The organism is Vibrio sp. J502 (genome assembly GCF_025397955.1).
Classification (GTDB): domain Bacteria; phylum Pseudomonadota; class Gammaproteobacteria; order Enterobacterales; family Vibrionaceae; genus Vibrio; species Vibrio anguillarum.
Genome location: NZ_CP104554.1, coordinates 1673834 through 1699907 on the forward strand (window position 1 = coordinate 1673834; position 26074 = coordinate 1699907).

Genomic DNA, 26074 nt, shown 5'->3' on the forward strand with positions numbered 1-26074 from the left:
CCATTCCTGGCCTGTATATAATGCAGGTCAGGTTCTCCAGATTAAAATAGAGCATGAACTCTATAAACAAGCATTTTCCGCCTTTTTCCTGCCAAATAGACATCATTTCTGCAATTTTATCATTCAATTAGACAATGGTCGGATTTCTATCTTCTATACTTGCCTCTAGTATCAGCCACCAATTGAGCATTTGCTCAAAAAACAACGTCCATTAGAGGCGATGAAATCAAAAAGGAAAAAGCACCATGAACAAGACGCGTCTGTTTAAAAAATCGTTACTTGCCGTAACGGTAGCTCTCGCTTCACAACAAGCACTGGCAGCGGGCTTTCAGCTCAATGCACAATCTGCGACTGGCCTAGGCCGTGCGTTTGCTGGTGACGCTGTTATTGCCGATAACGCATCGGTGATGGCTCGTAACCCTGCCGCGATGGCACTGTTTGATGAAACCTCACTCTCTTTGGGTTTTGTATCGATCACATCGAAAATAAAAGTTAAAGATGCAAAATATTCAGCGATTACAGCACCTGGCTCATCTTTTGATTCAAATTATGATGATGCGGGTGACACTTCTATTGCACCGAATATTCACTTAATTGTGCCAGTCAATGATCAATTTGCATGGGGTATTAATGCCTATTCAAACTTCGGTACAAAAACTGAGTTTGATAGCTCCTTTGTTGGCGCTGAATACGGCGGCTTAACTGATGTAAAAAGTGCAAACTTTGGTTTATCAGGTTCTTACCGTTTAAATGAACAATGGAGTCTAGGTTTAGGTTTAGATTTGATTTATGGTCAAGGAAAACTCGAACGAAAAACAAGTCAATACCTAGGTAGCTCTACAGCGTTAGAAGCTGATGCCGATGGTTGGGCATTAGGCTTTAACTTAGGCACTGTTTATGAGCTGGATGAACATAACCGCTTTGGTTTTTCTTACCGTTATAGCCCAGACTTAGAAGCTGATGGAGATGTCAATTATTCTCGTTCAGGAAAAGGTAAAGTTGATGACACTCTCATTATGCCACTTCCTGATATGGCTGAATTCTCAGGCTTCCACCGCTTAAATGAACAATTTGCCGTACATTATAGCGTTCAATGGATTGGCTGGGCTGAGTTTGACAAGCTAGAAGCTAAAACAAGCGGGGTATTGAACGAGTATAAATGGCAAAATGGTATGCATTACTCGATTGGTGGTACTTACTACTTAAACCAAGATTGGACACTGCGTGCTGGCTACATGTATGACACCAGTGCTCAAGATCAAAAAACATCCGTTTCAGTTCCTGATTCAGATCGTAACTGGCTGTCGGCTGGCTTTACTTACCATTTAGACCAACAATCAAACATTGATTTTGGTTTCACATATCTAATGGGCAAAGACGTTCAGGTTAATGAATCCACACCTCACCCAACATTACCAGTAGAGCTGTCTTCTATTTCAGCAACGACTCACGCGGATGCAATCCTAGTCGGCTTACAATATAGCCGCAGCTTCTAAGCGCAACGTTTATTAGCATAGCGTCAATAAAGGGCTGGTTTTCCAGCCCTTTTTAATGCTTGTAATATCATCTCCTCACCTAATTCAGCTAACAACTGTACCTTTTGGGCCTTAAACCACACTACAAGTGTTCGCCAAAAATCAGAAACACTTTCATAACAAGCAGAGTATTACGCTTATAATTAAACATTTAATGGATTTTAATTTCAAAAACAACAAATTCACTGCTTTATATTTTTAAAGCATTAGCTCTAACCTTAAAATCCCCACACCGAATTCAAATATTTCAGCGAACATTATAATGAAATCAAATAAAACTCTTCTTTCACTTGCAGTGGCATGTGGGCTATTCAGCGTATCAAACGCATCTCAAGCCGCCGGTTTCCAATTGGCAGAATACTCTGCAACGGGCCTTGGGCGTGCTTACGCCGGTGAAGCGGCTATGGCTGATAACGCCAGTGCACAATGGCGTAACCCTGCCATGCTGACTTATTTGAAAGGTACGCAAATTTCTGTTGGTGCAATTTACGTTAACCCGAATGTTGATGTGAATGGCACAGTGAGCCACTCATTACTTGGCACAACGCAAGCAAGCGCAAAAGACTTTGCTCATGATGCGGTTATTCCTAATTTTTACTTATCTCATCAGTTGAATGAACAACTAGTGCTGGGCTTTGCGCTAGGAACAAACTATGGGATGGAAACCGAACTGGGTAATGATTTTGCTGCCTCACACTTTGGCAATCAAGCAAGCGTTATTACTAAAGAAGCGAATCTCAATGTCGCTTATCAAGTAACCACTGAATTTAGTATTGGTGGTGGCGTACGCTATGTGATCGGAGAAGGCCATTTTGGTGCCACCGCTCCAGCAAAAAATGCACTGACTCTTCCGCAAGGTACAACCCTAAAATATATGGAAGGCGAAGATAACTCTTGGGGATGGCAAGTCGGTACAGCTTGGCAGATCAATGAAACAAACCGTATTGGCGCAAGCTATAAATCCGAAGTGATGATGGATTTTGATGGGCACGCTAAAGGCATTACTTACGGTGCTTACAAACCTGGGATGATGTCTGTTGCCTTGCCCGCCACAGCAGAGCTTGCTAGTTACCATCAATTAAATGAGAAACTGGCACTGCATGCCAGCGTGAACTGGACAGATTGGAGCTCATTCAAGGAACTGACTGCCGTATTCCCAGAGAAATCAGATCTGATCAAATCAGAAAACTGGGAAGATAACTACCGCTTTGCCTTAGGTGCGACTTACCAATACGACGCTAAAATCGCTCTGCGTACAGGTATTGCGTATGACACATCAGCAGTGGACGATAAAAACCGCACAGCAACAATCCCAGAGACTGACCGAACTTGGCTTAGTATCGGTGCAAGTTACGTTGCCACACCACAGCTAACACTTGATGCTGGCTTTACCTATATTTTTGCAAAAGATGCCACGATCAACGAACCAAGAGATGCCTCTGATGCCACTTCAGCACAAATTGGTGGTGCATTTAATGGTGAAGTAACGGGCAATGTTTGGCTTATCGGCGCACAAGCCAATTATCGCTTCTAAACTCATTAGAAACACTCCCGGAGGCCAGAGCATTGCTCTGGCTTTTTTATTCCTTGTAATTTCGATGGTTTTTGCTGCCGAGTAGTTGAGCTATGATAGCGGCAACGCTATTAATGAACAGGATTGAGCATGTCGACTGAAGAAATTAAAAATGAACGCCATAAAGCGAGACAACAGAAAGTAAAAGAGCAAGTCGATGCACGAATTGCCGCGGCCCAGCAAGAGAAAGGGTTGTTATTGATCATTACCGGAAATGGCAAAGGGAAATCTACCTCAGGTTTTGGCACCATTGCGCGCGCTGTCGGCCACGGTTTGAAATGTTCGGTAGCTCAGTTCATTAAAGGAACCTGGGAAAATGGTGAACGTAATCTGCTTGAAAAACTGGGCGTCGAATTTCAAGTCATGGCGACAGGCTTTACTTGGGAAACGCAAAATAAAGAAGCCGATACCGCAGCGGCGCAAGGGGTTTGGCAAGAGTGCAAACGCATGCTTAAAGATGAGTCGATTGATGTGGTGTTGTTTGATGAGCTGACCTACATGGTGAGCTATGGCTATATCGAATTAGACGAAGTGATTGAAGCCTTAACAACACGGCCAGCAATGCAGTCGGTGGTGATCACGGGCCGAGGAGCACACCGCAGCTTGATTGAAATCGCCGATACGGTGTCGGAAGTCAAAAATGTGAAACACGCCTTTGAGTCGGGCATCAAAGCACGAAAAGGCATCGACTGGTGATAAAAAAGCCTCCTCTAAATCGAGGAGGCTTGATCAATCATAATGAAATCAACCCAGTAAATTACTTAAAAAGACTTTTTAATAAGCCATCAACCGCTTTCTTGGTTTTCTCGTCTTTTATCTCAACGCCGAGCTTTTCCAAGCCACGGTCAATCTCTTTTTCCGCTTTTTGTCTTAACACATCATCAAAAACCAATTTGAATTTAGGATCGCTCCATTGCCCTGAGATGTTGATAGGAATCGTGACGTCTCGCAGCTCATCGATGTCTTTGCCACCTTGCCCTTCTAGAGTTCCCACCACAGAAGTGCTCACCAAAAAATCAACCGTTTGTTGCAGATAATTCGCTTTACCCTCACCACGAATACGCAACAGTGGTGATTGCATGGCGAGGTTATTGGTGGTGACTTCCCCTTTGTTCAATTTCAGCGTAGCGGTCATGGCGCTAAAATCGGTTTTCTTCACTGGGTCATCATCAACTTTCTTACCTTTAATTTTGGCGTAATTGCTACGGATAAGGTGAGCGACGTTAATACCGTTGACTGCACCATCGGCAAAGTTGATGTTCACGGTTCCGACAAGGTTTTGTTGAATGCCCGTTGGCGTCAAACTGCGGCCCTTTACATCCACATCAATGTTACCCGTACCTTGTAACATCTCATTATTGAGTACATCTTTTAATAGCGGCAGCACCTGCACTCCCTTAACGCTCTTTTTAGCGCTATAAGTAGCAGGTACTTTGGTTGCATCCAGTTGAGCGGTCGCCTGAATCGTACCTTGGTAAAGGTTGGCACTGAATGAGGTTAAATTCACAATTCCACGATCGACGCTAAAATTGGTTTGCACATTCTGTAATCGAGCATTATTAGCTTTGAACTTGTCTATGGTGACCTTGCCTTGCACATCCAACGTTTTTAATGCACTGAGATCCGGTTCCACTTCAGCGCTCACCGTAGCAGGCGCTGCTGACGTTGAGCCTGACGATGCCTTACTTTCACTCACGGCACTGCTTGCCGTTGCTGGATTCGCAAGCCCTAAAAATTCATCCAAATCGATATTCGGGCTATGCATATTGAAGCGGATTTTAGGGATCTCAGCCAACGTCACTTTGACATCACCATCAAATTCTAATGCATTTGCGGTTAATTTACTGAGTAAGACATCCAGTTGGTTTTTAGAGAGATCAAAACGAATGTTCGAAGTTAAACCGATCTGCATTGGGCTTTGTGGCAAACTGGTTCCTTCTAGATTGGTATCCAGCACCAGCGTATCAATCTTCACCAAGCTCATGGCTTTATCGAGAGTCAGTTGCGCACTCCCCTTCGCATCAAGTTTTAAATCCGCTACCTTTCCTTTCACGCTGAATGACAGCGCATTCTTCTTATCAAACTCGAACGTGGCTAATTCAATCTTCGCAGAATCAATCTGGTTTGATGGGTCACTAAAGCTCGCATCAAGCACAACGTTCTTCACCGCATAATCCTTGAAACCAGCGGCTAATTTGAATTCAGCTCGCCCTTCTGCGGCAAAGTTTTGTTGGTTATTTTTACCTTTGGCGGCAAAAGTTGCTGACGTCCATTTATCCACCGCAAACTCTGAAAGATTGACCGCCACGTCATACAGCTTGGTATGTGTACCGGCTTTGCGGTCTTGTATTTCCAGTAATGCGTTTTCGACGCTAACGCCCGCTAAGTTAATCGTCCACTCTTGAACAGGGTTGCTCGCATTGACGCTGCTTGTCTCTTCTTGTGCTGGTTTTGTTTCGTTTGCTGCGGAAGAGGCAGCTGGTTGAGGCGCGGCTTGAGTTAAGCTATCTAAGTTTGAACGGCCATCTTTAAGGGTTTCAAGATGGAACTCAGCACCATTTAGGCGGATGTTGCCAATTTCCAGTTGCTTATCCAGCAATGGCATCACCGAAATTTCAATACCAACTTGATCGACTTTAAACAGGTTTGGAGCGCTGAAACCTTGTGGATTTCTGAGTTCAGTTTTGCCCAGCTCAAAGCCAAGCGAAGGGAAGAAACGCCAACTGATATCTCCTTCAATGACTAAGTCCAACCCCGTTTTTTGTTTGGCTTGTTCTACAATCAAGGGCTTAAATTGATTAGGATTGACCAACAGGACAAGTGCGAGCGCGGCAGCGATTAACGCACCGATAATAATGGCAATGAAAAGAAACAGTTTTTTCATCAGCTTTTTCCTTGCTTAATTAGAAAAAGAAAGTGGCACCTAAAGTGCCACTTGTCTGCTTAAAAATAAAGACCACAAAAGTTAAGATTTCAACAATTTCGCGATGTGGGCTTTTAATACATCAATGGCGATACGGTTTTTACCGCCACGAGGAACGATAATGTCCGCGTACTGTTTTGACGGTTCGATAAACTGCATAAACATAGGGCGAACCGTTTTTTGGTATTGCTTCAATACCGAATCCATGGTGCGGCCACGCTCTTCTACATCACGCTTCACTCGGCGTAATAAACAGATATCCAGCGGAGTGTCCATAAATACGGTCGCATGCATTAAGTCACGTAAACGTGGGTCTGTCAGCAGTAAAATACCTTCTAAAATAATCACTTTCTTGGGTGTTAATAGCGTTGTATTCGCGGTGCGAGTATGCTCAGTGTAGCTGTACTCTGGCACTTCAACCGCTTCGCCACGGGTTAATTGTTCTAAATGTTGGCAAAGTAGATCATGGTCAAGTGCATTCGGGTGGTCGTAGTTTGTCTTAACGCGCTCTTCCATACTGAGATGGCTTTGGTCGTTGTAATAGCAATCTTCCGTAATCACACCAATTTGGTGGTCGCCTACTTTGGCACGAAGTTCGTTATAAATCGTGCTCGCAATCAGGCTTTTTCCAGAAGCTGAAGCGCCAGCAATACCTACGATGACGCATTGATTATTCTCAGACATTATTTTTGCACCCGGTGATGGTTTGGTGATGAAAATAGATAAACTGCCCGATTATAGGGACTTCAACCACCTGATACCAGTCTCGATTTAGACTTTGGAAGAGGTTTGAATAACAAACTATCAAGCAAACGTTTTCGTCGCATTTCAGAAGAGATCACAACAGTGCTACTTTCACAGCACTGTGGACCAACACTAGTCTACCAATGTAAAACTGATTGCATCTGGCTTAGGCTTTCCTTGCCAATATAGGCTTGAACAGACTCGTTCCGCCAGTTGAAGATAACGCTGTGTATGCTCACTTTCTGGTTGAGCAACCACGGTAGGACGACCTTGGTCGATGTCTTCACGCAGGGCAATGTGCAGAGGAATTTGTGCAAGCAGCGCCAACCCATATTCACTGGCCAGTTTCTGCGCGCCACCGACACCAAAGATATGCTCTTTCTCTCCACAATGACTGCAGATGTGATAGCTCATATTTTCAATAAGCCCGATAACCGGAACGTCGACTTTTTCGAACATGGTCGCCCCTTTGCGCGCATCCGCTAGTGCCAGATCTTGCGGAGTGGTGACGATCACCGCGCCCGTTACCGGAATTTGTTGTGACAAGGTGAGTTGAATATCACCTGTCCCCGGTGGCATGTCGATGACCAGATAATCCACATCTGGCCACTCGGTTTCATTGAGCAATTGCGCCAGTGCTTTCGATGCCATCGGCCCGCGCCAAATCGCCGCTTCAGATTTATCAACCAGATAGCCAATCGAATGGCTGAAAATGCCAAATGCCTCAACGGGCTGCATCCACTTATTATCACGCACATCTGGCTTTGCTTCTTGCTTGCCAAGCATCATTGGCACTGAAGGGCCATAAATATCCGCATCCAACAAGCCAACTTTCGCCCCAGATTGAGCAATGGCTAGAGCAAGATTGACGGCGGTGGTTGATTTGCCGACGCCCCCTTTGGCTGAAGTCACCGCAATAATATTTTTAACACCATTAACACTATGAGCGACCGTCGTCGCTAGCGCTTTCGGCGCAATGATTATCTCAACACTGAATGGAGCAAGCGCATCGGTTTGCTGCTTGGAGATGACCCATTCGGAAAGCTCATCCAGCAGATTTTTAGCGGCAAATGGAATATGAACCGTCAAACGTCCCGCTGTTGTAACCGAAACCCAATGCGGTTGGTTTGCCCACCCCGCAATAAGATGAGGGTGTTCAAATTGGTTTAACCAATCGCAAAAATCTTGTTTAGATGTGAACGGCTGCATAGCTTCTCCTTTTTGCTCATGCTATCACTCTCTATTGTCAGACTGAACCCCAAAAAAGTTGCGGGATTCCTTAGGCTCACGCCTTGGAGTCGCTCGCTGCATAAGGTAGTATTGTTCTCTATTTTTCATACCTATCAAAAAAGCGAATATTAAGTATGGCGACTGACCCAAGAAACGTTTCTTCAAGGAAACTGCTGGTAACTTGTGCCCTTCCGTACGCTAACGGTTCGATCCACCTTGGTCATATGCTTGAGCATATCCAAGCTGACATTTGGGTTCGTTACCAACGCCTACGCGGCAACACTGTAAACTTCATCTGTGCAGACGATGCTCACGGCACGCCAATTATGCTTAAAGCACAACAGATGGGTATTACACCTGAAGAGATGATCGCCGCAGTAAGTGAAGAGCACCAAAAAGATTTTGCAGGTTTTGATATCAGCTTTGACAATTATCACAGCACTCACAGCGAAGAGAACCGCGAACTGGCTTCTCACATTTATCTTGAGCTGAAAAAAAATGGCTTCATTTCAAGCCGCACCATTTCTCAGCTGTTTGACCCAGAAAAAGAGATGTTCTTGCCTGATCGCTTCGTGAAAGGCACTTGCCCAAAATGTAAGTCAGAAGATCAATACGGTGATAACTGTGATGCGTGTGGCGAAACGTATAGCCCAACGGAGCTTATCAACCCGAAATCGGCCGTTTCTGGCGCGACACCAGTAATGAAGGATTCCGAGCATTTCTTCTTTGACCTTCCTCAATTTGAAAGCATGCTCAAAGAGTGGACTCGCTCTGGCTCACTACAAACAGAAACCGCCAATAAAATGCAAGAGTGGTTCGAAGGCGGCCTGCAACAGTGGGATATTTCACGTGATGCGCCATACTTTGGCTTTGAAATCCCCGGCGAAAAGAACAAATTCTTCTACGTGTGGTTAGACGCACCTATCGGCTACATGGGTTCATTTAAAAACCTATGTAACAAACGCGATGACTTAGACTTTGACGAATACTGGAATAAAGACAGTAAAACCGAACTGTACCATTTCATCGGTAAAGATATTGTTTACTTCCACAGCCTATTCTGGCCAGCGATGCTTGATGGCAGTGGTTTTCGTAAGCCTAATAACGTTTTCGTTCACGGTTATGTCACTGTCAATGGCGCAAAGATGTCGAAGTCTAAAGGAACGTTTGTCAAAGCAAGCACTTACTTAAACCACCTAGACCCAGAATGCTTACGCTACTACTACGCCGCAAAACTCAATAGCCGCATCGACGATCTTGATTTAAACCTTGAGGATTTCACCCAACGTGTGAACGCCGATGTGGTCAATAAAATCGTCAACCTTGCATCGCGTAATGCAGGCTTCATCACCAAACGTTTTGAAAATCAGTTGTCTGCAACCTTTGCCGAACCAGAGCTGTACGCAGAATTTGCCGCAGCAGCGGATCGCATTGCTGAGCTTTACGAAAACCGTGAATTTAACCGTGCCATTCGTGAAATCACCGCATTGGCGGACAAAGCGAACCAATACGTGGATGAAAAAGCGCCTTGGGTTGTGGCTAAACAAGAGGGTCAAGAGCAAGAGCTACAAGACATTTGCTCAGTGGGTATCAACCTATTCCGCGTGTTAATGACTTACTTAAAGCCTGTAATGCCAGCACTAGCGGCGCGCACCGAAGCATTCTTAAACCAAGAACTCACTTGGGAAGGCGTACAAACACCATTAACAAGCCATACGCTCACGCCATTCAAAACGCTGTTTAATCGCATTGATCCGAAACACGTTGAAGCGATGATTGAAGCGTCTAAAGAAGAAGCGGCAGCAGAAAAAGCCGCGATTGAGAGCGCGCAACCAACCACAGTTGAAACTGAGCTAAGTAAAGACCCTATTGCTGCTGAAATCGAATTTGATGATTTTGCCAAAGTGGACTTACGCGTCGCTAAGATCATCGCTTGCGAAGCGGTGCCAAAAGCAGATAAATTGCTTAAATTCCAATTAGATATTGGTGGCGAAACTCGCCAAGTGTTTTCAGGTATTAAAGCCGCTTATTCACCCGAAGAGTTAGTAGGCAAGTACACCGTCATGGTAGCGAACCTCAAACCGCGTAAAATGAAGTTTGGTATGTCAGAAGGCATGATCTTAGCCGCAGGCCCTGGTGGCAGCGAGCTATGGATTCTTGAGCCACATGAAGGTGCTCAAGCTGGCATGCGCATCCTGTAATACATCAATCTTCACGGTAGCATCCCCAACACACTCTGTGTTGGGGATTTTTTATCACCACACTGCTCAAAATCGATCCAGCTCACACTTTTAGTTCAAAATGCACCAATAAGATGCATCACTTCAACGCAAAAATACATAAGCAATTGAATTTAAACAAATAAAAAACTGGCATTAACCCTGCTAACTCTAGATTGGTATAACATTAACAAGGAGTTGGTTATGTTTGTTTTTATCTCAATGCTTATCTCTATCGGTATATTGTGGCTGATGTTTTATCTGGCAAAACAGCGTGAATCCACATTACAACGTAAATATCAACTGCTGATCGACCTTCGCCAGCTACTGTTTTTATGCCGTCAGCACCGTAACATTACCCATCAAACACTAGCCTCTGGTCAAAGACGCGACACTGAGTTGAATGAATTGCAAGATACGCTATACGAAAAAAGTAATCACTTAATTGCTATCGCACACTTTGACAACAAACCAATGTACCGTGTGCTGCAAATTAAGCTTAAAGCACTCATGAAGGAGTGGCCAGAGCGCTCTGTGGCTCGTAACCAAATGATGCATGGTAAAATAATTCGTCACTGTATGTTCTTAATGGATGAGGTGATACTGGCTTGGTTGGTGGAATCCAACCGCGAAGATCTCAGCGATGAATATCATATTAATTGGCAACAGGTCATTGATGCGATGGACGCGCTAACTCAGTTGCGCATCAGCATTGATGAAATGGATACTCAAGATGGCCGCATACGCTTGCAGCATTATAGTGAGGTTGTCAGGCGTAGGATGAATCAACTCGCCTTAATCAGCCCTTTAACGGTAGCTTCGCCAAGCTGCTCAGCCGCGCTGCATAGCCTGAGCGAACTGCATGATCATCCTGCCTTTCAAATAGAAGCTGGCGCGATGTACCAAATCACTTCGGATATTTCACTCAGCATCTCTCACGTTTACGACCAGATGCTCAGCGACTTAACCGAGAGCTTGTACATTCCGTTGCCTAAATTGGCGATTGCTTAGTGAGTAATTGTTTAGCTGGTGACTGTTTGACTGGTGATTATTTAGAAAGTAAAAAGGCCACTTTATTCAAAAGTGGCCTAATCACTCACCGTGTACATAGATACATCAGTGTAAATTCAGAACTCAATTACAGCATTTTACGCGCCGCTTCGACAACCACTTTGATTGAACGAGCCTCGGTCTCTTTGAGTGTCGCGTGATCTGGGATCTCTTTTTGAGTACGGTTGATGATCACACCAGCCACACAACCTGCTTTCAAACCTGAGCTCGCACACATGGTTAGCAAAGTGGCGGATTCCATCTCAAAGTTCAATACGCCCATTTCTTGCCACTCTTTCATTGAGCCTTGGAAACGACGCACAACACGACCAGTGAAGGTGTCATAACGCTCTTGGCCTGGGTAGAAAGTATCACTTGATGCGGTAACGCCCATGTGCACGGTTGCACCACTTTCAACTACAGCCGCTTTCATTGCAGTGGCGACATCGAAATCAGCCACAGCAGGGAATTCCATTGGCGCAAAGTGCAAACTTGCACCGTCAAGGCGAACCGAACCTGTGCTGACAATCATATCACCCACATTGACATGAGGTTGGATTGCACCAGTAGTACCTACGCGTAGGAAAGTACGCACGCCAAGTTGAGCAAGCTCTTCAACCGCAATAGACGTAGAAGGACCACCGATACCAGTAGAACAAACAACGACTGGCTTACCGTCTAACTCTGCGCGGTACACAGTGTATTCACGGCGGCTAGCAAGAAAGACTGGATTTTCCATCTCTTCAGCGATTTTTTGTACGCGGGCTGGATCCCCAGGGATAATGGCCAAAGTAGCACCATTCAGATCGGCTTCGGTAACACCTAGATGGAAAACGGCTTGAGACATAAGTGACTCCTTATTGCGGCTTGTTCAGCTCATAGATATACATCGGGTATGCAGCTACTCTAGCGGACCACGCACCAACAAAGAGTGATCAAATTCACAATGAATGACGCAATGTAACGAACACATTCTCATAAAAACGGTTTGCATCACAAAAAACAGCAAGATTGATGAAATAACACCCAACCCTAAAAGATAATTTCCAACACTGCATAACAAAATACAAGCGCAATATCGACGCATTTCACACTATTACCACAATAGGGTGCAAACCCAACAGGCATGAGAGATAACGACCCGCCATGCCTTGCTAAGCTTTTTGGTTTTTAGTCTCGGACTATTTTTTAAATTTCAATAGACGCAACGCATTGAGCGTCACTAACGCGGTAGCTCCACTATCGGCCAGCACCGCCACCCATAAGCCCGTAATACCGAGTAAACTCGTGACTAAAAAGATACTTTTTAAGCCTAGCGCTAGCGTGACATTCTGGCGAATATTGGCGAGGGTTGCTTGTGATAGCTCGATCATGGTGGCGAGCTCGACCAATCGATTATGAGTAATTGCCGCATCAGCCGTTTCCAACGCAACATCGGTACCCCCCCCCATCGCAATACCAATGCTGGCCGCTTTCATTGCTGGTGCATCATTAATGCCATCCCCGACCATCGCCACTTGTTTTTGTTGCGCCAACTGTTGAATGTATTCCACTTTATCTTGCGGTAATAAACTGGCTTTGAAATCTATCCCTAATTGAGCGCTCATCGTCGCAGCGCTTCTAGGGTTATCGCCAGTGAGCATGATAGCGTCGATCCCCAAACGGCGCAGTGCTTCAATGGCAGCTTTGGCATCTTCACGCAAGGTATCTTGCCATGCGATTAAACCGACAATGCTCTCTTGCTCAAAAACCACCACCACTGTTTTGCCTTGCATCTCTAGCGCTTCCACTTGCGCGCTAAATGCATCAGAAAACGGAACATTCGCTTTGCTTGGCGCTAATACGCGCAGTGATTTCCCTTCCACAACCCCCGAAACCCCACTGCCAACTAACGCTCGCTTGTCTATCGCTTCTGGAATGGGCAAAGCCATCGCTTGCACTTTTTTCACTAAAGAGGTTGCCAAAGGATGGCTCGAGCCCATTTCAACCGCTGCGACATAGCGCAACAATTGCTCTTCATCCCAGCCATTGAGCGCAACCACATCCGTAACTTCCGGTTTACCTTTGGTCAAAGTACCCGTTTTATCAAAAGCAATACTCTCTATTTTTCCAAGCTGTTCGAGCGCCGCGCCCCCTTTGATCAGTGCACCACGACACGCCGCTGCGGCAAGGCCAGAAGTAATGGCCGCGGGAGTTGAGATAACCAACGCACATGGACAAGCAATCAGCAGTAAGGCTAAGCCACGGTAAACCCATGTTTCCCATGGCTGCGCAAACAGTGTCGGCGGTATCACAACCACGGCTAATGAAACCAACATCATTAATGGGGTATACCAACGACTAAATTTATCAAGAAAACGTTCTAACGGCGCTTTGCGAGATTCCGCTTCTTCAATCAGATGTAAAATACGGTCAATCGCGTTTTCACCCTGTTTGGACGTGATGCTGAAACGCACCACCTGATCCGCGACCACAGCACCCGCCATGACACTGTCACCTTGATAGCGTTCGACAGGCAGTGATTCGCCCGTTAACGCGCTCTCATCAAAGCTGGCCGACGCTTCGTGCAATTGACCATCCGCAGGTAGCCGAGAGCCGGGAGAAACTTCCACTACATCCCCCGGTTTTAGCTCATGTGCCGCCACCGTGATGCGTTCTCCTCCCACAATTTTTGTTGCCGTTTCAGGCACCAGTGCCATTAAAGCTTGTACACCGCTACGCGCTTTAGAAGCGGCAAAAGCTTCTAGCCGCTCTCCGATGAGGAAGAGTAATAGCACCATCGCTGCTTCAACCGTTTCCCCAAGATAGAGCGCTCCGAGCGCCGCAACGCTCATTAAGGTTTCAATCGCAAAAGGTGTGCCTGAGCGTGCCAGTTGAATCGCTTTTTTACCGATAGGATACAAACCGGCAAGGCAGGTCAAAATGAACATCCCATCGCTGATTTGAGGGAAATAAGGCTGCACAATAGCGGCGAGTGCCATGGCGCCAGCAATGGAGAGGATCTGCGCGTTCTGTTTTATGACCGACTTCCAGTCACTATGAATGGGGGCAGAAACTGGATTAGCCGCATCAATGCGGTGAGCCGTAAAACCTGCGTTACGAACCGCTTGCTCTATTTCAAGCGCTGCCTCTTCGGTATTAAACTTGACCACCAATTTTTCAGTGGCAAACAGCACTTTGGCGTCGATCACATTACCCACTTTTTTAAGCGCCGTTTCAACCTTACGTGCGCAAGATGGGCAATCCATCCCTTCAATTTTCCAGCTTTGGTTAAACTGTGTTTTAACGGATGTGAGCTGCGCGGGTTCATCATCAGGATCATTGCTTGCGCACTCTTGTGACCCGCAGCACCCCTCTTCATTTGAATCAACGCCCGCAGCCCTAATCGCGGTAATTTTAAGACTAGAGCATGACACCGCCTGCGGGTTTGCCATGCTATTTTTTGTAGTACTGCAAGCTTCATGTTTTGTGCACATAGGATTCTCCTTCTCTGATGCACAAAGCTTAAACCCTAGAGTTAACTCCAAGGTCAAGCGCATTTTTATCAAACCTGCACTTAACGCACATTCACCTTGATTAGATGGAAAAGAGGTGCACTGCACCTCTAGAATTTTATTTATTACTGCTGATATACCGAATCAACTTGAAGATGCAGGCTTGAGAACCTGAAAATGATCATTAATTCGAGATGTCAAAGAGCCTGCGATCTCTGGAAGAGTCACAGAAAAAAATTGGTCTATTGCCGCCTTGAAGTCCCGTTTTCTTTTGAAGTAAACGTTGTTCCTCGACTTCTCATTCATTACTTTCCATAGCCGCTCTATTGGGTTGAGGTTTGGACTGTAAGGTGGAAGATAATGCAGTTTAATATTCAGGACAAACGCCGCATCTTTGACTAAGTCACTGCGGTGATATCCCGCACCATCTAATATGATATGAAGCTTATGGGCTAACGAATAACTCTCTCTTAACTTACAGAAAAAACGAACAATCGATTCACTGTTAATGCTCTCATAGTCGTGAACAATGGTTGCACCAATATCCGACAGGTTCAGTGCGCCAATAATGTTCAATCGGCTACGATTACCCGTTGTTTCAATCACTTTATCCTGACCAGTACGTATCCAGCCATGCGATATCTTTGTTGATAGTGTTGGGTGAACTGCATCGATAAAGACTATCGATTCATCCTCGCCACAGCTTGCCTTTAGCGCTTCATACGCCTCTATGAATGCTTGCTGTTTTGCTTCATCAAACTTGTGTGGTATGCCTTTCGGTTGCTTGTAGCTAAAACCATTATGGTGAAGCCATTTGTTCATACCAGAAACAGTATAATCAAGCCCAAACGTCTCTTTAACATAGGCGACAATTTGATGAGTATGAGAATAGGTTTTCTCAGTCAAATGCTCGATTAGGTGCATGGTTTGAATAGCAGAAAGCTTGCTTTGGCTTCCTCCATTCTCAGGCTTAAGTTTTTCAGAAAGTACGTAGTCACTGAGGTGACGTGCAACGGTCGATTCATGAATACGAAGAGCTTGTGAAATCATAGTCTGACTCCAGCCTTCAGAAGCCAGCAAAACAGCCTTAATACGGTCGCAAACTCGACTATCACGCTCAATGTCGTGCATCTGTTCGAGTTGCAGTTTCTGTTGAGGAGTCAGTGTGATTTTCATGGTTTGTAGCATGATCCTGATTCTATTGAAAATCAAGCATCTTCAATGATCACGGGTATATACCCAAACAACTTGGAGTTGCAGGTAGGCGGCAAGTGAGTGAGTCCCCATGAGCATAGGCAAACTATGTGATTGGGGTGAACGAACATAGCCAACACCGCTGCAGCTTCAAGTAGGAAGGGTATAGTTTGCTATGTTGGTTTTTTAAAACAATGCGTTAAGTTTTTCCCTAATGCTCTCAGTACATCTCTGCGCGTAATAATGCCAACCAATTTACCTTGATCGATCACGGGATAAACTTTCGGTTTTCCTACTTTCATCATGTCAGCAAGCTCAATAATAGAGGTGTCTGATGAAACGGACAGCACTTCAGGGTGCATGCAGTCACGGACTAAATGGGTGTCTTCACAGAAATAACTCACCTTCACCAATTTATCGAGCAAATCCTGCTCTGATAGAAAGCCAATCACTTGTTCTTGGTCGTTAATAACAGGACCACCAAGATGCTCCGAACGCATCACTTTTTCTAAAGCCGCAGTCATTGGCATGTCCGGTTTGAAGGTGATGGCTTGTAATGTCATATAGTCTTTAACTATTAGCGATTGCATATCTGTCTCCTTGGTTGCAACGGTATGCTGCCTTAAGTTAAGTGTTGACTAATTTCACCGTTTTGCTAAATGGAAAAAATCGATTTTGCTCATCGGCACAAACTATCGATATTACAAATAGTTAATTTTTATCAAGGGTAAATGGCAAAATCTTTTATCAAAACGTCTCATTTTTGAATCAAACAACACGTTAAGAACACGATGTCTCGCAAGATTTTACAGTTAATATCATTTATATCTTAAACATTGACCGTTGTATTAATAAGGACTGGGCATGGTGAATTCGCCACTGTTTTCCGAGATTATAGAAAACCCAGCACTGATGCGCAGCTTGTTGGAGTCATTACCTGAACCCACTTTTCTGATTAACCGCGATGGCGTATATGTGGAGGCCTTAGGAGGAACGGATCGCAGCCGACACCACGACCCAAGAGTTCTCATTGGTCTCAATCTATACCAGGTATTACCCGAAAAAAAAGCCGCTTGGTTTCATCAAATTATCCAAGAAGTCATTGATAACGGACAAATGCGAGAGTTTGAATACGATCTCGACCTAAGGGTAATTGCTCAATTTAAAGGTAGCTCTGGCCCTATCGATATTCAGTTTTTTAACGCATTGGTCATCCCGCTGAAAAATACTGAGTACGTGCTATGGATTGTGAGAAATATTACCGCTTATAAGCGCACGTTAGAGCGGCTTTCTATACACCAACTTGAGTTAGAAAAACTGACCAATGTGGATCATTTAACTCAGGTCTATAACCGTTATGCGATGGACTCATTGCTGCCCAAAGCGTTAGATAAGATCAAACGTGAGCAAAGTAGTGCTGCAATTTTCATGATCGACTTAGATTGCTTCAAAGAATATAACGACCACTATGGCCATGTGAATGGCGATACTGTGCTGCGCAAGATAGCGAGCACTCTGCAGCATTGGAAACGTAAAGATGACCTCTGCTTTCGCTATGGAGGAGATGAATTTCTACTATTTATTGCGGATATTGATATTAAACAGTGCGAGCAAAAAGCATTACAACTACTTAGTGAAGTGAGAGAGCTGCAAATCCCTCACCGCTATTCTCGTGTCTCATTGTATGTATCGATTACTATCGGCATCCAATATTGCGAACACATACCGACTGGCATGACGCCAGAACAGTTTGTATCAACGGCCGATAAAGCGCTGTTTCACGCGAAGAATCAACAGCGCGGAACTATTCATATACTACACAAGGCTTAGTCGATGGTGTGATGATTAGCCCAACGTTGCGCGGCTTGGACATCTGAATCTCGAGACTCCACCCAGCGTGTTTGTTCGGTGGTGCGCTCTTTCTTCCAAAACGGTGCTTTGGCTTTAAGGTAATCCATAACGAATTCGCACGCCTCAAAAGCCGCACCACGATGTGAGCTCGACACGCCTACAAACACGATTTGATCGCCAATATCTAAATCACCGATTCGGTGGATCACACGGATTTTTTGCACCGGCCAACGTGCCTGCGCCTGATCACAAATATCACTCAAAGCTTTTTCTGTCATTCCCGGATAGTGCTCAAGCGTTAAGCCAATAACATTATCACCTAAATTCATATCACGAACTTTGCCAATAAAGGTAACCACAGCGCCAGCGGAAGTACCTTGCGACAAATCACGGTATTCTGCGTCTACCGAGAAATCTGATATTTGAACGGAAATACGGCTATCCATCACTAACCTCCGGTTACTGGAGGAAAAAAAGCCACTTCATCACCATCACTTAACGGGTAATCAAAGGCAACGATGGTTTGATTGACTGCCACCAGCAGTTTTCCCGGTTGCAAGGCTAAATCCCATTTCCCAGGCTGCGAGGCTAAGTGGCTACGCAGCGCTTCAACCGTAGCAAACTGTGCCTTGAGTTGAATGCTGTCTTGGCCGATCAACTCACGAGTTTGAGCAAAAAAGAGGACATTAATCATGCGTGACCTTTTGTTGTGGCTGAGCGCTAAAGTAACCAGATTTCCCGCCGCTTTTTTCAAGTAAGCGCACTTGTTCAATCACGATATCTTTTTGTACTGCTTTACACATGTCGTAAATGGTTAACGCCGCCACCGATGCCGCAGTTAAGGCTTCCATTTCAACCCCTGTTTTACCGGTTAATTTACACAATGATTCAATTCGAACTTTGCTTTGTGCTTCGATGGCTTCAAGCTGCACTTCTACTTTAGTAAGCAGCAATGGGTGGCACAGTGGGATTAAATCCCACGTTTTCTTCGCCGCTTGAATGCCCGCAATTCTTGCGGTGGCAAACACATCACCTTTGTGGTGTTGCCCAGAAAGGATCAGTTGCAGCGTTTGTGGTGACATCTTCACAAAGGCTTCCGCACGTGCTTCACGTACGGTTTCAGCCTTGGCAGAGACATCGACCATATTGGCTTCGCCTGAGGCATTAATATGAGTAAATTCGCTCATTGAAACCCCGTTAAACCGAAAGATGTGGCATAAAGTTGCATGGGCGATGGCTGGCATCTAACTGCTGTTTGATGATTTTCGTCCAACCGGTTTTGCACGCTCCTGTTGAACCTGGCATGGCAAAAATAACCGTATGGTTGGCAAAACCTGCAATGGCGCGAGACTGAATGGTTGAAGTGCCAATTTCATCGTAAGAGACCAATCGGAACAGCTCGCCAAAACCTTCAACTTCTTTATCAAACAAGGGCTTTAATGCCTCTGGTGTGCTGTCGCGTGAGGTAAAACCCGTTCCACCCGTGATCAGCACGGCTTGCACGTTTTCATCCGCGATCCACTGAGAAACAATCGCGCGAATTTTATACTGATCATCAATAACAATCTGCTTATCGGCCAGAATGTGTCCCGCTTGTTGAAGTTGCTCAGCTAAGTAACCGCCTGAAGTATCGTTTTCTTCAGTACGAGTATCGGAAACCGTCAGTACGGCAATATGTGCTGGTTGAAATGCGCTTTCTGCGTGACCCATGTGTTCACCTACTGTTCAAATGTGTACCAACATCACCCGCTAAACAATAGCCAGTGACAAAAAGAATTTAGCCGCCAATGGAGGCGAGATTAGGCGTCATACCCGTATTGCCATCTTGTAAAAAATGGCTGACCGACTTGGTCTGTAATTGCGCTTGAATGCGCTCAATTAAGGCTTGCTGTTGATTATCTTGGGCGAGCAGATCGCGTAATTCAACGCCTTGCTCACCGAAAAGGCACAGGTGTAACTTCCCCTTTGCCGAAACACGTAAGCGGTTGCAGCTATGGCAAAAGTTTTTCTCATACGGCATGATAAGACCGATTTCACCTTGGTAATCGGCATGAACAAATACTTGCGCTGGCCCATCATTGTGAGCTCGGGTTTTCAGCACCCAACCATTGGCAATCAGTTGATTACGAATGGCAACACCTGAAATATGGTGACGCTCAAACAGCGAGTCCATTTCACCAGTTTGCATTAGTTCAATAAAACGAAGTTGAATAGGGCGATGTTTAATCCAATCTAAAAAAGCAGGTAACTGCTGATGATTAAGGTCTTTTAGCAGCACAACGTTGACTTTAACTTGCTGGTAACCGACTTCAAAAGCGCGATCAATCCCCGCCATCACTTGCGTAAATTTGTTTTCACCCGTGATTTGGTGGAACATTCTTGGATCAAGACTATCGACACTGACATTGATATGCGTTAACCCGGCCGATTGCCAACCTTCTACTTGTTTGGCCATACGGTAACCGTTAGTGGTGGTCGCCACTTTCTCTATACCAGCGGTATTCGCCACACAAGCAATAATGTCGTTAAAGTCTTTACGCAAAGTCGGCTCCCCCCCTGTGATGCGTACTTTCGACGTACCACAGTCGGCAAAGGCTCGCACGACGCGTTGTATTTCAGGAAGGGTTAAAAAAGACGAGTTTTTCTGCCCCGAAGGTTGATAACCATCAGGCAGGCAATATGTGCATTTAAAGTTACAGACATCTGTAACAGATAAACGTAAATAATAAAATTTACGTTGGAATCTATCTTCGAACTGTTGCGCCACGGAACACCTTTCCAAATACGGGAGGCATAATCATTTCCAATTATGCCCTTGTGGTATTAGACCACTGGCTTAACCACCCTATCTCACAAAAATGAGACTTAGCCAGTTAAGCTCGGAGCTATGGCAGCCGTTGAGGTAGTATAATTAACTATCTCTACAGCAGCTGATAAGTAAAATACTTAATATTAGTAAGTGATTCTACCCTTATCGTAAAAAAAAGAGTCCATTACCCAATTTACCTCCTAATGAGTATGGGTTGTGAACAAGCTGATTTAAATTGTAGTTAATTATTAAAAAATAAGAAGAACAGATGACTCTATACACTTCAAAGAAAGTCGTCGCCATTGGCGGAGGACATGGGCTTGGACGCATGCTAGCGGCGTTAAAAGATTTTGGCTCCAATGCGACAGGGATTGTAACCACCACAGATAACGGCGGTTCCACTGGGCGCATTCGCCACTGCCAAGGTGGCATTGCATGGGGCGATACACGTAACTGTATCAACCAGTTGATCACTGAGCCTTCCATCAGTTCGATGATGTTTGAATATCGCTTTAAAGGTGCGGGAGAACTCAATGGCCATAATCTCGGTAATTTGATGCTGACTGCATTAGATAACCTATCTGTGCGCCCTTTAGACGCGATCAACTTGATCCGCAACATGCTCAAAGTCGATGTTAATATTTTACCTATGTCAGAGCATCCTTCTGATCTTAGTGCACTTTCTATGGATGGTCACTGGGTCACGGGTGAAACGAACGTGGACGAGATGACGGAAGATTTAAGGCGCTTAGATTTATCACCTGAAGTGCCAGCAACCAAAGAAGCCATACTCGCCATCAGTGCAGCAGACTGCATCATCCTTGGCCCGGGAAGCTTTCTCACCAGTGTGATGCCACCACTACTGCTGCCCGAAATTGGCAATGCCATTGAGCAAAACGTAAAAGCAAAGCTGATTTTTGTTGAGAACTTGTCTCCCGAGCAAGGACCTGCTGGTCGCATGTCGCTACGGCAGAAATTGGAATGGTGTGAGCGCGCCTGCCACGCGCGAAAAATCGATGTGGTGATCGGCGATACACCACATCCGGAGCTGGCTGAACACTGGCATTGTGTCACTACAGAGCTAGCATCATCCAATCGTGACTGGCGGCACGACCGAGTTAAACTTCAAAAAGCCATTGAGAATCAACTCACAAGCTAATCCATCAAGTGGCAGTAGCAACGATGCGTCTCTTCGATAAGAGCGCGCATCGCCGCCACTTCTTCAGCCTCATCAAAAATGCAGTTTGCCTTTCCTTTGCTATCGATATCCACCGCTTTAGCGCACAGTTTATCCGCACCAAAGCTGGCGGCACTGCTTTTTAGAGCATGGCTGATGTCTTTTAAATATTCGATTTTATCCGGCAGATTTTGATCAGCTAGCTTCTGTGTATAGGCGCTCAGCTCGCTGAGAAAAATATCGAGCAATATTGGCACATTCTCTTCTCCAATTTCTTGAGCCAAATGCGCAATTTTGTTTTTATTGATCAGTTCCATCTCTATGAGTTCTCTCTACTGTTCCACGCTTGCAGCTTGCGGTAGATAGTTGAAGGGCTAACGTCCAAATAACTGGCTGCTTTAGGAATATTGCCATCACACGCTTCTATCGCTTGTTCGATAGCTTGTTTTTCCGTCATCCACAAAGGAAAAATATCGTGCACGGTTATATTTTCCTTGCGTGTTTCCGTCGTTAAGTTTGCTAATCGAATTTTGTTATCCACGACTTGATTTAGCGGTGGGGGTAGCATGCTCAGTTCGATCTCGTTACCGTGGTTCAATACCACCACATTCCGCAACACGTTTTGCAGTTGACGCACATTACCCGGCCATTCATAGCGCGTAAAACGCTCCACAACCTCTGGCGCTAAGCGGACAAAACCTTTGCCTTCTTCTTTAGACATAAAGCCGAGCAAAGAGTAAGCAATTTCAATAACGTCATCGCCTCGCTCGCGTAGCGGTGGTAAATGCAATGGGATCACATAAAGACGATAGTACAAATCTTCACGAAAACGCCCCTCTTGCACTTCTTTCCAAGGATCGCGGTTGGTAGCGCAGACAAAACGAACATCGACACTTTTCATCTTCGATGAGCCCACTTTCTGGAATGTGCCCGTTTGGATAAAGCGCAACAGCTTGGTCTGCAAATCCAAATCCATTTCACACAGTTCATCCAAAAACAGTGTGCCACCATCAGCCAACTCGGCTGCGCCTTGGCGATCGGTCGCTGCGCCAGTAAATGCGCCTTTCACGTGGCCAAAGAGTTCACTCTCTATTAAGTCTTTAGGAATGGCGGCGCAGTTAATCGCAATGAAGGGTTTATCGCCACGTTTACTGGCCGCATGAATCGCTTCTGCGCACACCTCTTTACCCGTACCACTTTCGCCAGTAATAAAAATACTGGCTTTACTGGAGGCCGCTGAGTCAATGGTTCGATAGACTGATTGCATGGTTTGACTGCTGCCGATAAAACCTTGGTAGTTCTGATTACCCGGGTTACCAGCCTCATTTTTTAGTTTGCTAGCTTTACGTATGGCGTTGTTAACCGTGACGCGCAAGCGGTCTGCTTCACAAGGTTTGATCAAGAAATCTTGGGCACCGTGACGCATCGCTTCCACTGCGGTATCGATCGAACCATGAGCGGTCATGAATATCACTGGCACATTGGGGTAGTGACTTTTCACAGCATGTAAAACGTCCATGCCCGTCATATCGGGTAATCGAAGATCCAGCAATATGAGGTCCGGCTCTCGGTGAGCTAAACTCTCTATCGCATCACGACCTGTACCAACAATATTGATATCGATTTCAAGGGGGGTGAGGTATGAACGATACAGCGCCGCAACGGAAGCCGTATCTTCCACCATCAAAAGATATTTAGCCTTTTGTAGAGAAAAGTCAGGTTGCATATTCTAGCCATTATTATTTTGCACTTTGCCTTAACTATTGCATTAAGGTTCGCATTTTGCAAAATAAAATAACAAAAAGGCACTAATTCGTTAGTTAATAGCCCTTTTTGCATAAAATTAATTGGCACGATATGTGCTCTATTCAATATGATCCTTAGGGGTCACCTAGCCAACTGACGTTGTTAGTGAATAAAGTGTTCACAAATAACAGCCAATAGACCTTTTTCTATTGGCTATTTTTTTAACTGTTGGTAATGAACTGCTGACGCAGTTTTTCAATTTGGTCACGCTTTTCGGCAGCCAATTCAAATTCTAGGTTTTGTGCGTGTTTGTACATTAACCCTTCTAGTTTGGCGATCTCTTTTTCCAGTTGTAGCGGCGTGAATATTTCATAAGTTTGCGAGCTTTCTGCCACCTTCGACAAAGGTACTTGTTTGCTCATCCTCTGCTGCTTGGACTTAGTAATATCACCTAACTCCATAATATCTTTGACATTACGTTTCAGCGCCTGAGGTGTTATCCCTTGTTCTTCATTATGTGCTTGCTGCTTTTCACGGCGACGATCGGTTTCATCCATCGCTTTCTTCATTGAGTTAGTAATGCGGTCAGCATAGAGAATCGCTTTGCCTTCAATGTTACGTGCCGCACGGCCAATGGTCTGAATTAATGAACGTTCTGAACGTAGAAAGCCTTCTTTATCCGCATCAAGAATGGCGACAAGAGAGACTTCAGGCATATCCAAACCTTCACGCAGTAAGTTAATACCCACTAACACATCAAATTCGCCTAGGCGAAGATCGCGAATAATCTCAACCCGCTCAACAGTATCAATATCTGAGTGCAGATATCTGACCTTAACCCCATGTTCATGAAGATACTCAGTTAAGTCTTCAGCCATGCGTTTAGTCAATGTCGTGATCAGCACACGTTCATCTTTCGCTGAGCGAATGCGGATCTCTGACAACACATCATCCACTTGTGTTGCGACTGGTCGTACTTCCAGCACGGGGTCCAGTAATCCGGTTGGGCGCACCACTTGATCCACAATTTGTCCGGCTGATTTTTCTAGCTCATAGTTGCCCGGGGTAGCAGAAACAAAAATCGTCTGCGGCGCAAGTGATTCGAACTCTTCAAACTTTAATGGACGGTTATCTAAAGCGGAAGGCAACCGGAAACCAAACTCTACTAACGTTTCTTTGCGTGAACGATCGCCTTTGAACATCGCGCCAATTTGCGGCACGGTTACGTGTGATTCGTCGATAATCAATAAACCGTCATGCGGTAGATAGTCAAACAGGGTCGGAGGCGGCTCTCCCTCTTTTCGCCCACTAAGATAACGTGAATAGTTTTCAATACCTGAACAAAAACCGAGCTCATTCATCATTTCAATATCAAATTGAGTACGCTGCGATATGCGCTGCTCTTCGAGTAGTTTATTGTTTTCCAACAGGTAGGCTTGGCGAGTTCGCAGCTCCTCTTTGATGTGCTCTATCGCATCGACAATGCGCTCTCTTGGCGTAACATAGTGCGTTTTAGGATAGATGGTATAGCGAGGAAGATCTCGCTGAATCATTGCGCCCGTCAATGGGTCAAACAAACTGATGCAATCTACCTCATCATCAAACATTTCAACACGCACGGCCGCATAATCCGACTCCGCGGGAAAGATATCGATCACCTCTCCACGAACTCTAAATTGACCACGTTCAAACGCCATATCGTTACGTGTGTATTGGAGCTCGGCTAAACGGCGGATAATGTCGCGCTGATCCATTACATCGCCACGGCGAACATGCAGCATCATTTTCAGATAAGAATCAGGATCACCCAAACCGTAGATCGCCGATACAGAAGCCACAATAATCGCATCTTTACGCTCAAGCAGCGCTTTAGTCGCGGAGAGTCGCATTTGTTCTATGTGTGAGTTAATCGAGGAATCTTTTTCTATAAATGTGTCCGTGGTCGGCACATACGCTTCTGGCTGATAGTAGTCGTAATAAGAGACGAAATACTCAACCGCATTATTGGGGAAAAATGACTTCATCTCACCATACAGCTGGGCTGCGAGCGTTTTATTCGGTGCCAACAAGATAACCGGACGCTGCGCCTTGGCGATCACATTAGCCAAGGTGAATGTTTTCCCTGAACCCGTCACACCCAATAAGGTTTGATGAGCAAGACCTGCATCTAGCCCATCAAACAATTGCTTGATCGCCGTAGGTTGATCGCCTGAGGGTTGATAGCCCGATACCAATTCAAACGTTTTGCTCATAATGCCGTTGTCCTCTATAACTGAATAGGCATTCTCGCTGTTAGCCATGTTTTGTTGCAAGTAATTGTTCAAAATAGTTGCGTCGTAAATCACCCCTGTTTTGAAAAAATGCTAGTTTCTTCTCCATACGTTTGCTACCATCTTCGGCCTGATTCGTAAAAAACCACTCCTAACTTTCAAAAATAATCCACTTGTTTTCCCCAAAATTTCAAAATGACTCCCTTTTTCTCATCGCCATTCATTTTCATTTCTTATTGATAATTTCAGTTGATAAATC

Annotated in this window: 22 protein-coding genes and 1 riboswitch; of the genes, 7 read left to right on the plus strand and 15 right to left on the minus strand. The window is 45.2% G+C overall.

The window, feature by feature from the left end; translation table 11 throughout:
- Window positions 1–245 precede the first annotated feature (245 nt).
- The 3 genes from N5E84_RS07770 (at window position 246) to cobO (ending at window position 3804) form a co-directional block, all read left to right on the plus strand.
- Window positions 246–1496, plus strand: a complete 1251-nt coding sequence (locus N5E84_RS07770) for an outer membrane protein transport protein (protein ID WP_019283105.1) — start codon at window positions 246–248, stop codon at window positions 1494–1496.
- A gap of 301 nt (window positions 1497–1797) precedes the next feature.
- Window positions 1798–3069: an outer membrane protein transport protein gene (locus N5E84_RS07775; RefSeq protein WP_019283106.1), complete on the plus strand. Its 1272-nt coding sequence runs from the start codon at window positions 1798–1800 to the stop codon at window positions 3067–3069.
- Window positions 3070–3198: 129 nt separating this feature from the next.
- Window positions 3199–3804: a cob(I)yrinic acid a,c-diamide adenosyltransferase gene (cobO, locus tag N5E84_RS07780; RefSeq protein WP_010320670.1), complete on the plus strand. Its 606-nt coding sequence runs from the start codon at window positions 3199–3201 to the stop codon at window positions 3802–3804.
- A gap of 61 nt (window positions 3805–3865) precedes the next feature.
- Here the strand turns inward: cobO and N5E84_RS07785 are convergent, their stop codons facing one another.
- The 3 genes from N5E84_RS07785 to apbC all read right to left on the minus strand — a co-directional run bounded on the left by N5E84_RS07785 (window position 3866) and on the right by apbC (window position 7984).
- On the minus strand, window positions 3866–5992 hold the full coding sequence (locus tag N5E84_RS07785) for an AsmA family protein (RefSeq protein ID WP_019283108.1): 2127 nt from the start codon (window positions 5990–5992) through the stop codon (window positions 3866–3868).
- A gap of 81 nt (window positions 5993–6073) precedes the next feature.
- Window positions 6074–6715 carry a uridine kinase gene (udk, locus tag N5E84_RS07790; protein WP_010320672.1) on the minus strand — a complete coding sequence of 214 codons (642 nt, stop codon included), beginning with the start codon at window positions 6713–6715 and terminating at the stop codon, window positions 6074–6076.
- Window positions 6716–6907: 192 nt separating this feature from the next.
- The gene (apbC, locus tag N5E84_RS07795) at window positions 6908–7984 is read right to left on the minus strand and encodes an iron-sulfur cluster carrier protein ApbC (RefSeq protein WP_019283109.1); all 1077 of its coding nucleotides are present in this window, start codon (window positions 7982–7984) and stop codon (window positions 6908–6910) included.
- Between the two features lie 155 nt (window positions 7985–8139).
- Between apbC and metG the strand changes: the two genes are divergently transcribed.
- Together metG and N5E84_RS07805 are read left to right on the plus strand one after the other, a co-directional pair.
- Window positions 8140–10206: a methionine--tRNA ligase gene (gene metG, locus N5E84_RS07800; protein ID WP_019283110.1), complete on the plus strand. Its 2067-nt coding sequence runs from the start codon at window positions 8140–8142 to the stop codon at window positions 10204–10206.
- A 216-nt stretch (window positions 10207–10422) separates the two neighbouring features.
- Entirely contained in the window at window positions 10423–11235 is an 813-nt protein-coding gene (locus N5E84_RS07805; protein WP_013857254.1) for a hypothetical protein, read from the plus strand.
- 127 nt (window positions 11236–11362) lie between these two features.
- On the opposite strand, the gene udp is transcribed toward N5E84_RS07805, so the two are convergent.
- From udp to N5E84_RS07825, 4 genes are all read right to left on the minus strand, one after another.
- Window positions 11363–12121, minus strand: coding sequence for a uridine phosphorylase (gene udp, locus N5E84_RS07810; RefSeq protein ID WP_019283111.1), 759 nt, complete (start codon window positions 12119–12121; stop codon window positions 11363–11365).
- A gap of 334 nt (window positions 12122–12455) precedes the next feature.
- The gene (locus N5E84_RS07815) at window positions 12456–14750 is read right to left on the minus strand and encodes a zinc/cadmium/mercury/lead-transporting ATPase (protein ID WP_069212106.1); all 2295 of its coding nucleotides are present in this window, start codon (window positions 14748–14750) and stop codon (window positions 12456–12458) included.
- Window positions 14751–14912: 162 nt separating this feature from the next.
- Window positions 14913–15944, minus strand: coding sequence for an IS630-like element ISVa15 family transposase (locus N5E84_RS07820; RefSeq protein WP_026027704.1), 1032 nt, complete (start codon window positions 15942–15944; stop codon window positions 14913–14915).
- A 191-nt stretch (window positions 15945–16135) separates the two neighbouring features.
- Entirely contained in the window at window positions 16136–16552 is a 417-nt protein-coding gene (locus N5E84_RS07825; protein WP_013857256.1) for a CBS domain-containing protein, read from the minus strand.
- A gap of 274 nt (window positions 16553–16826) precedes the next feature.
- Here N5E84_RS07825 and N5E84_RS07830 point away from each other — a divergent pair, with 274 nt between their 5' ends.
- Complete coding sequence (locus N5E84_RS07830) at window positions 16827–17792, plus strand: sensor domain-containing diguanylate cyclase (RefSeq protein WP_013857257.1); 966 nt, start codon at window positions 16827–16829, stop codon at window positions 17790–17792.
- Here N5E84_RS07830 and moaE read toward each other — a convergent pair.
- The 5 genes from moaE to moaA form a co-directional block, all read right to left on the minus strand.
- Window positions 17789–18262, minus strand: coding sequence for a molybdopterin synthase catalytic subunit MoaE (moaE, locus tag N5E84_RS07835; protein WP_019282889.1), 474 nt, complete (start codon window positions 18260–18262; stop codon window positions 17789–17791). The genes N5E84_RS07830 and moaE overlap by 4 nt on opposite strands.
- Complete coding sequence (gene moaD / locus N5E84_RS07840; protein ID WP_010320680.1) at window positions 18262–18507, minus strand: molybdopterin synthase sulfur carrier subunit; 246 nt, start codon at window positions 18505–18507, stop codon at window positions 18262–18264. Before moaD ends, moaE begins: the two co-directional genes overlap by 1 nt.
- Window positions 18500–19000, minus strand: coding sequence for a cyclic pyranopterin monophosphate synthase MoaC (gene moaC / locus N5E84_RS07845; RefSeq protein ID WP_010320681.1), 501 nt, complete (start codon window positions 18998–19000; stop codon window positions 18500–18502). The genes moaD and moaC overlap by 8 nt, the downstream gene beginning before the upstream one ends.
- Before the next feature lie 10 nt (window positions 19001–19010).
- The gene (moaB, locus tag N5E84_RS07850) at window positions 19011–19523 is read right to left on the minus strand and encodes a molybdenum cofactor biosynthesis protein B (protein ID WP_010320682.1); all 513 of its coding nucleotides are present in this window, start codon (window positions 19521–19523) and stop codon (window positions 19011–19013) included.
- Window positions 19524–19590: 67 nt separating this feature from the next.
- Window positions 19591–20580 carry a GTP 3',8-cyclase MoaA gene (gene moaA / locus N5E84_RS07855; RefSeq protein WP_026028246.1) on the minus strand — a complete coding sequence of 330 codons (990 nt, stop codon included), beginning with the start codon at window positions 20578–20580 and terminating at the stop codon, window positions 19591–19593.
- Window positions 20569–20712, minus strand: a riboswitch (molybdenum cofactor riboswitch). It overlaps the preceding gene by 12 nt.
- Window positions 20713–20890: 178 nt before the next feature.
- Here moaA and N5E84_RS07860 point away from each other — a divergent pair.
- Complete coding sequence (locus N5E84_RS07860) at window positions 20891–21781, plus strand: YvcK family protein (RefSeq protein ID WP_013857260.1); 891 nt, start codon at window positions 20891–20893, stop codon at window positions 21779–21781.
- Here the strand turns inward: N5E84_RS07860 and luxU are convergent.
- The 3 genes from luxU to uvrB form a co-directional block, all read right to left on the minus strand.
- On the minus strand, window positions 21778–22116 hold the full coding sequence (luxU, locus tag N5E84_RS07865; protein WP_013857261.1) for a quorum-sensing phosphorelay protein LuxU: 339 nt from the start codon (window positions 22114–22116) through the stop codon (window positions 21778–21780). The genes N5E84_RS07860 and luxU overlap by 4 nt on opposite strands.
- A gap of 2 nt (window positions 22117–22118) precedes the next feature.
- Entirely contained in the window at window positions 22119–23525 is a 1407-nt protein-coding gene (luxO, locus tag N5E84_RS07870; protein ID WP_026028983.1) for a quorum-sensing sigma-54 dependent transcriptional regulator LuxO, read from the minus strand.
- A 241-nt stretch (window positions 23526–23766) separates the two neighbouring features.
- The gene (gene uvrB / locus N5E84_RS07875) at window positions 23767–25797 is read right to left on the minus strand and encodes an excinuclease ABC subunit UvrB (RefSeq protein ID WP_029189720.1); all 2031 of its coding nucleotides are present in this window, start codon (window positions 25795–25797) and stop codon (window positions 23767–23769) included.
- Window positions 25798–26074: the final 277 nt, after the last annotated feature.

What these genes read in the sequence shown, in the direction of transcription:
- N5E84_RS07770 (WP_019283105.1), top strand. Translation starts at nt 246, where the DNA reads ATGAACAAGACGCGTCTGTTTAAAAAATCGTTACTTGCCGTAACGGTA.
- N5E84_RS07775 (WP_019283106.1), top strand. Translation starts at nt 1,798, where the DNA reads ATGAAATCAAATAAAACTCTTCTTTCACTTGCAGTGGCATGTGGGCTA.
- cobO (WP_010320670.1), top strand. Translation starts at nt 3,199, where the DNA reads ATGTCGACTGAAGAAATTAAAAATGAACGCCATAAAGCGAGACAACAG.
- N5E84_RS07785 (WP_019283108.1), bottom strand. Translation starts at nt 5,992, where the DNA reads ATGAAAAAACTGTTTCTTTTCATTGCCATTATTATCGGTGCGTTAATC.
- udk (WP_010320672.1), bottom strand. Translation starts at nt 6,715, where the DNA reads ATGTCTGAGAATAATCAATGCGTCATCGTAGGTATTGCTGGCGCTTCA.
- apbC (WP_019283109.1), bottom strand. Translation starts at nt 7,984, where the DNA reads ATGCAGCCGTTCACATCTAAACAAGATTTTTGCGATTGGTTAAACCAA.
- metG (WP_019283110.1), top strand. Translation starts at nt 8,140, where the DNA reads ATGGCGACTGACCCAAGAAACGTTTCTTCAAGGAAACTGCTGGTAACT.
- udp (WP_019283111.1), bottom strand. Translation starts at nt 12,121, where the DNA reads ATGTCTCAAGCCGTTTTCCATCTAGGTGTTACCGAAGCCGATCTGAAT.
- N5E84_RS07815 (WP_069212106.1), bottom strand. Translation starts at nt 14,750, where the DNA reads ATGTGCACAAAACATGAAGCTTGCAGTACTACAAAAAATAGCATGGCA.
- N5E84_RS07820 (WP_026027704.1), bottom strand. Translation starts at nt 15,944, where the DNA reads ATGAAAATCACACTGACTCCTCAACAGAAACTGCAACTCGAACAGATG.
- N5E84_RS07825 (WP_013857256.1), bottom strand. Translation starts at nt 16,552, where the DNA reads ATGCAATCGCTAATAGTTAAAGACTATATGACATTACAAGCCATCACC.
- N5E84_RS07830 (WP_013857257.1), top strand. Translation starts at nt 16,827, where the DNA reads ATGGTGAATTCGCCACTGTTTTCCGAGATTATAGAAAACCCAGCACTG.
- moaD (WP_010320680.1), bottom strand. Translation starts at nt 18,507, where the DNA reads ATGATTAATGTCCTCTTTTTTGCTCAAACTCGTGAGTTGATCGGCCAA.
- moaC (WP_010320681.1), bottom strand. Translation starts at nt 19,000, where the DNA reads ATGAGCGAATTTACTCATATTAATGCCTCAGGCGAAGCCAATATGGTC.
- moaB (WP_010320682.1), bottom strand. Translation starts at nt 19,523, where the DNA reads ATGGGTCACGCAGAAAGCGCATTTCAACCAGCACATATTGCCGTACTG.
- N5E84_RS07860 (WP_013857260.1), top strand. Translation starts at nt 20,891, where the DNA reads ATGACTCTATACACTTCAAAGAAAGTCGTCGCCATTGGCGGAGGACAT.
- luxU (WP_013857261.1), bottom strand. Translation starts at nt 22,116, where the DNA reads ATGGAACTGATCAATAAAAACAAAATTGCGCATTTGGCTCAAGAAATT.
- luxO (WP_026028983.1), bottom strand. Translation starts at nt 23,525, where the DNA reads ATGCAACCTGACTTTTCTCTACAAAAGGCTAAATATCTTTTGATGGTG.
- uvrB (WP_029189720.1), bottom strand. Translation starts at nt 25,797, where the DNA reads ATGAGCAAAACGTTTGAATTGGTATCGGGCTATCAACCCTCAGGCGAT.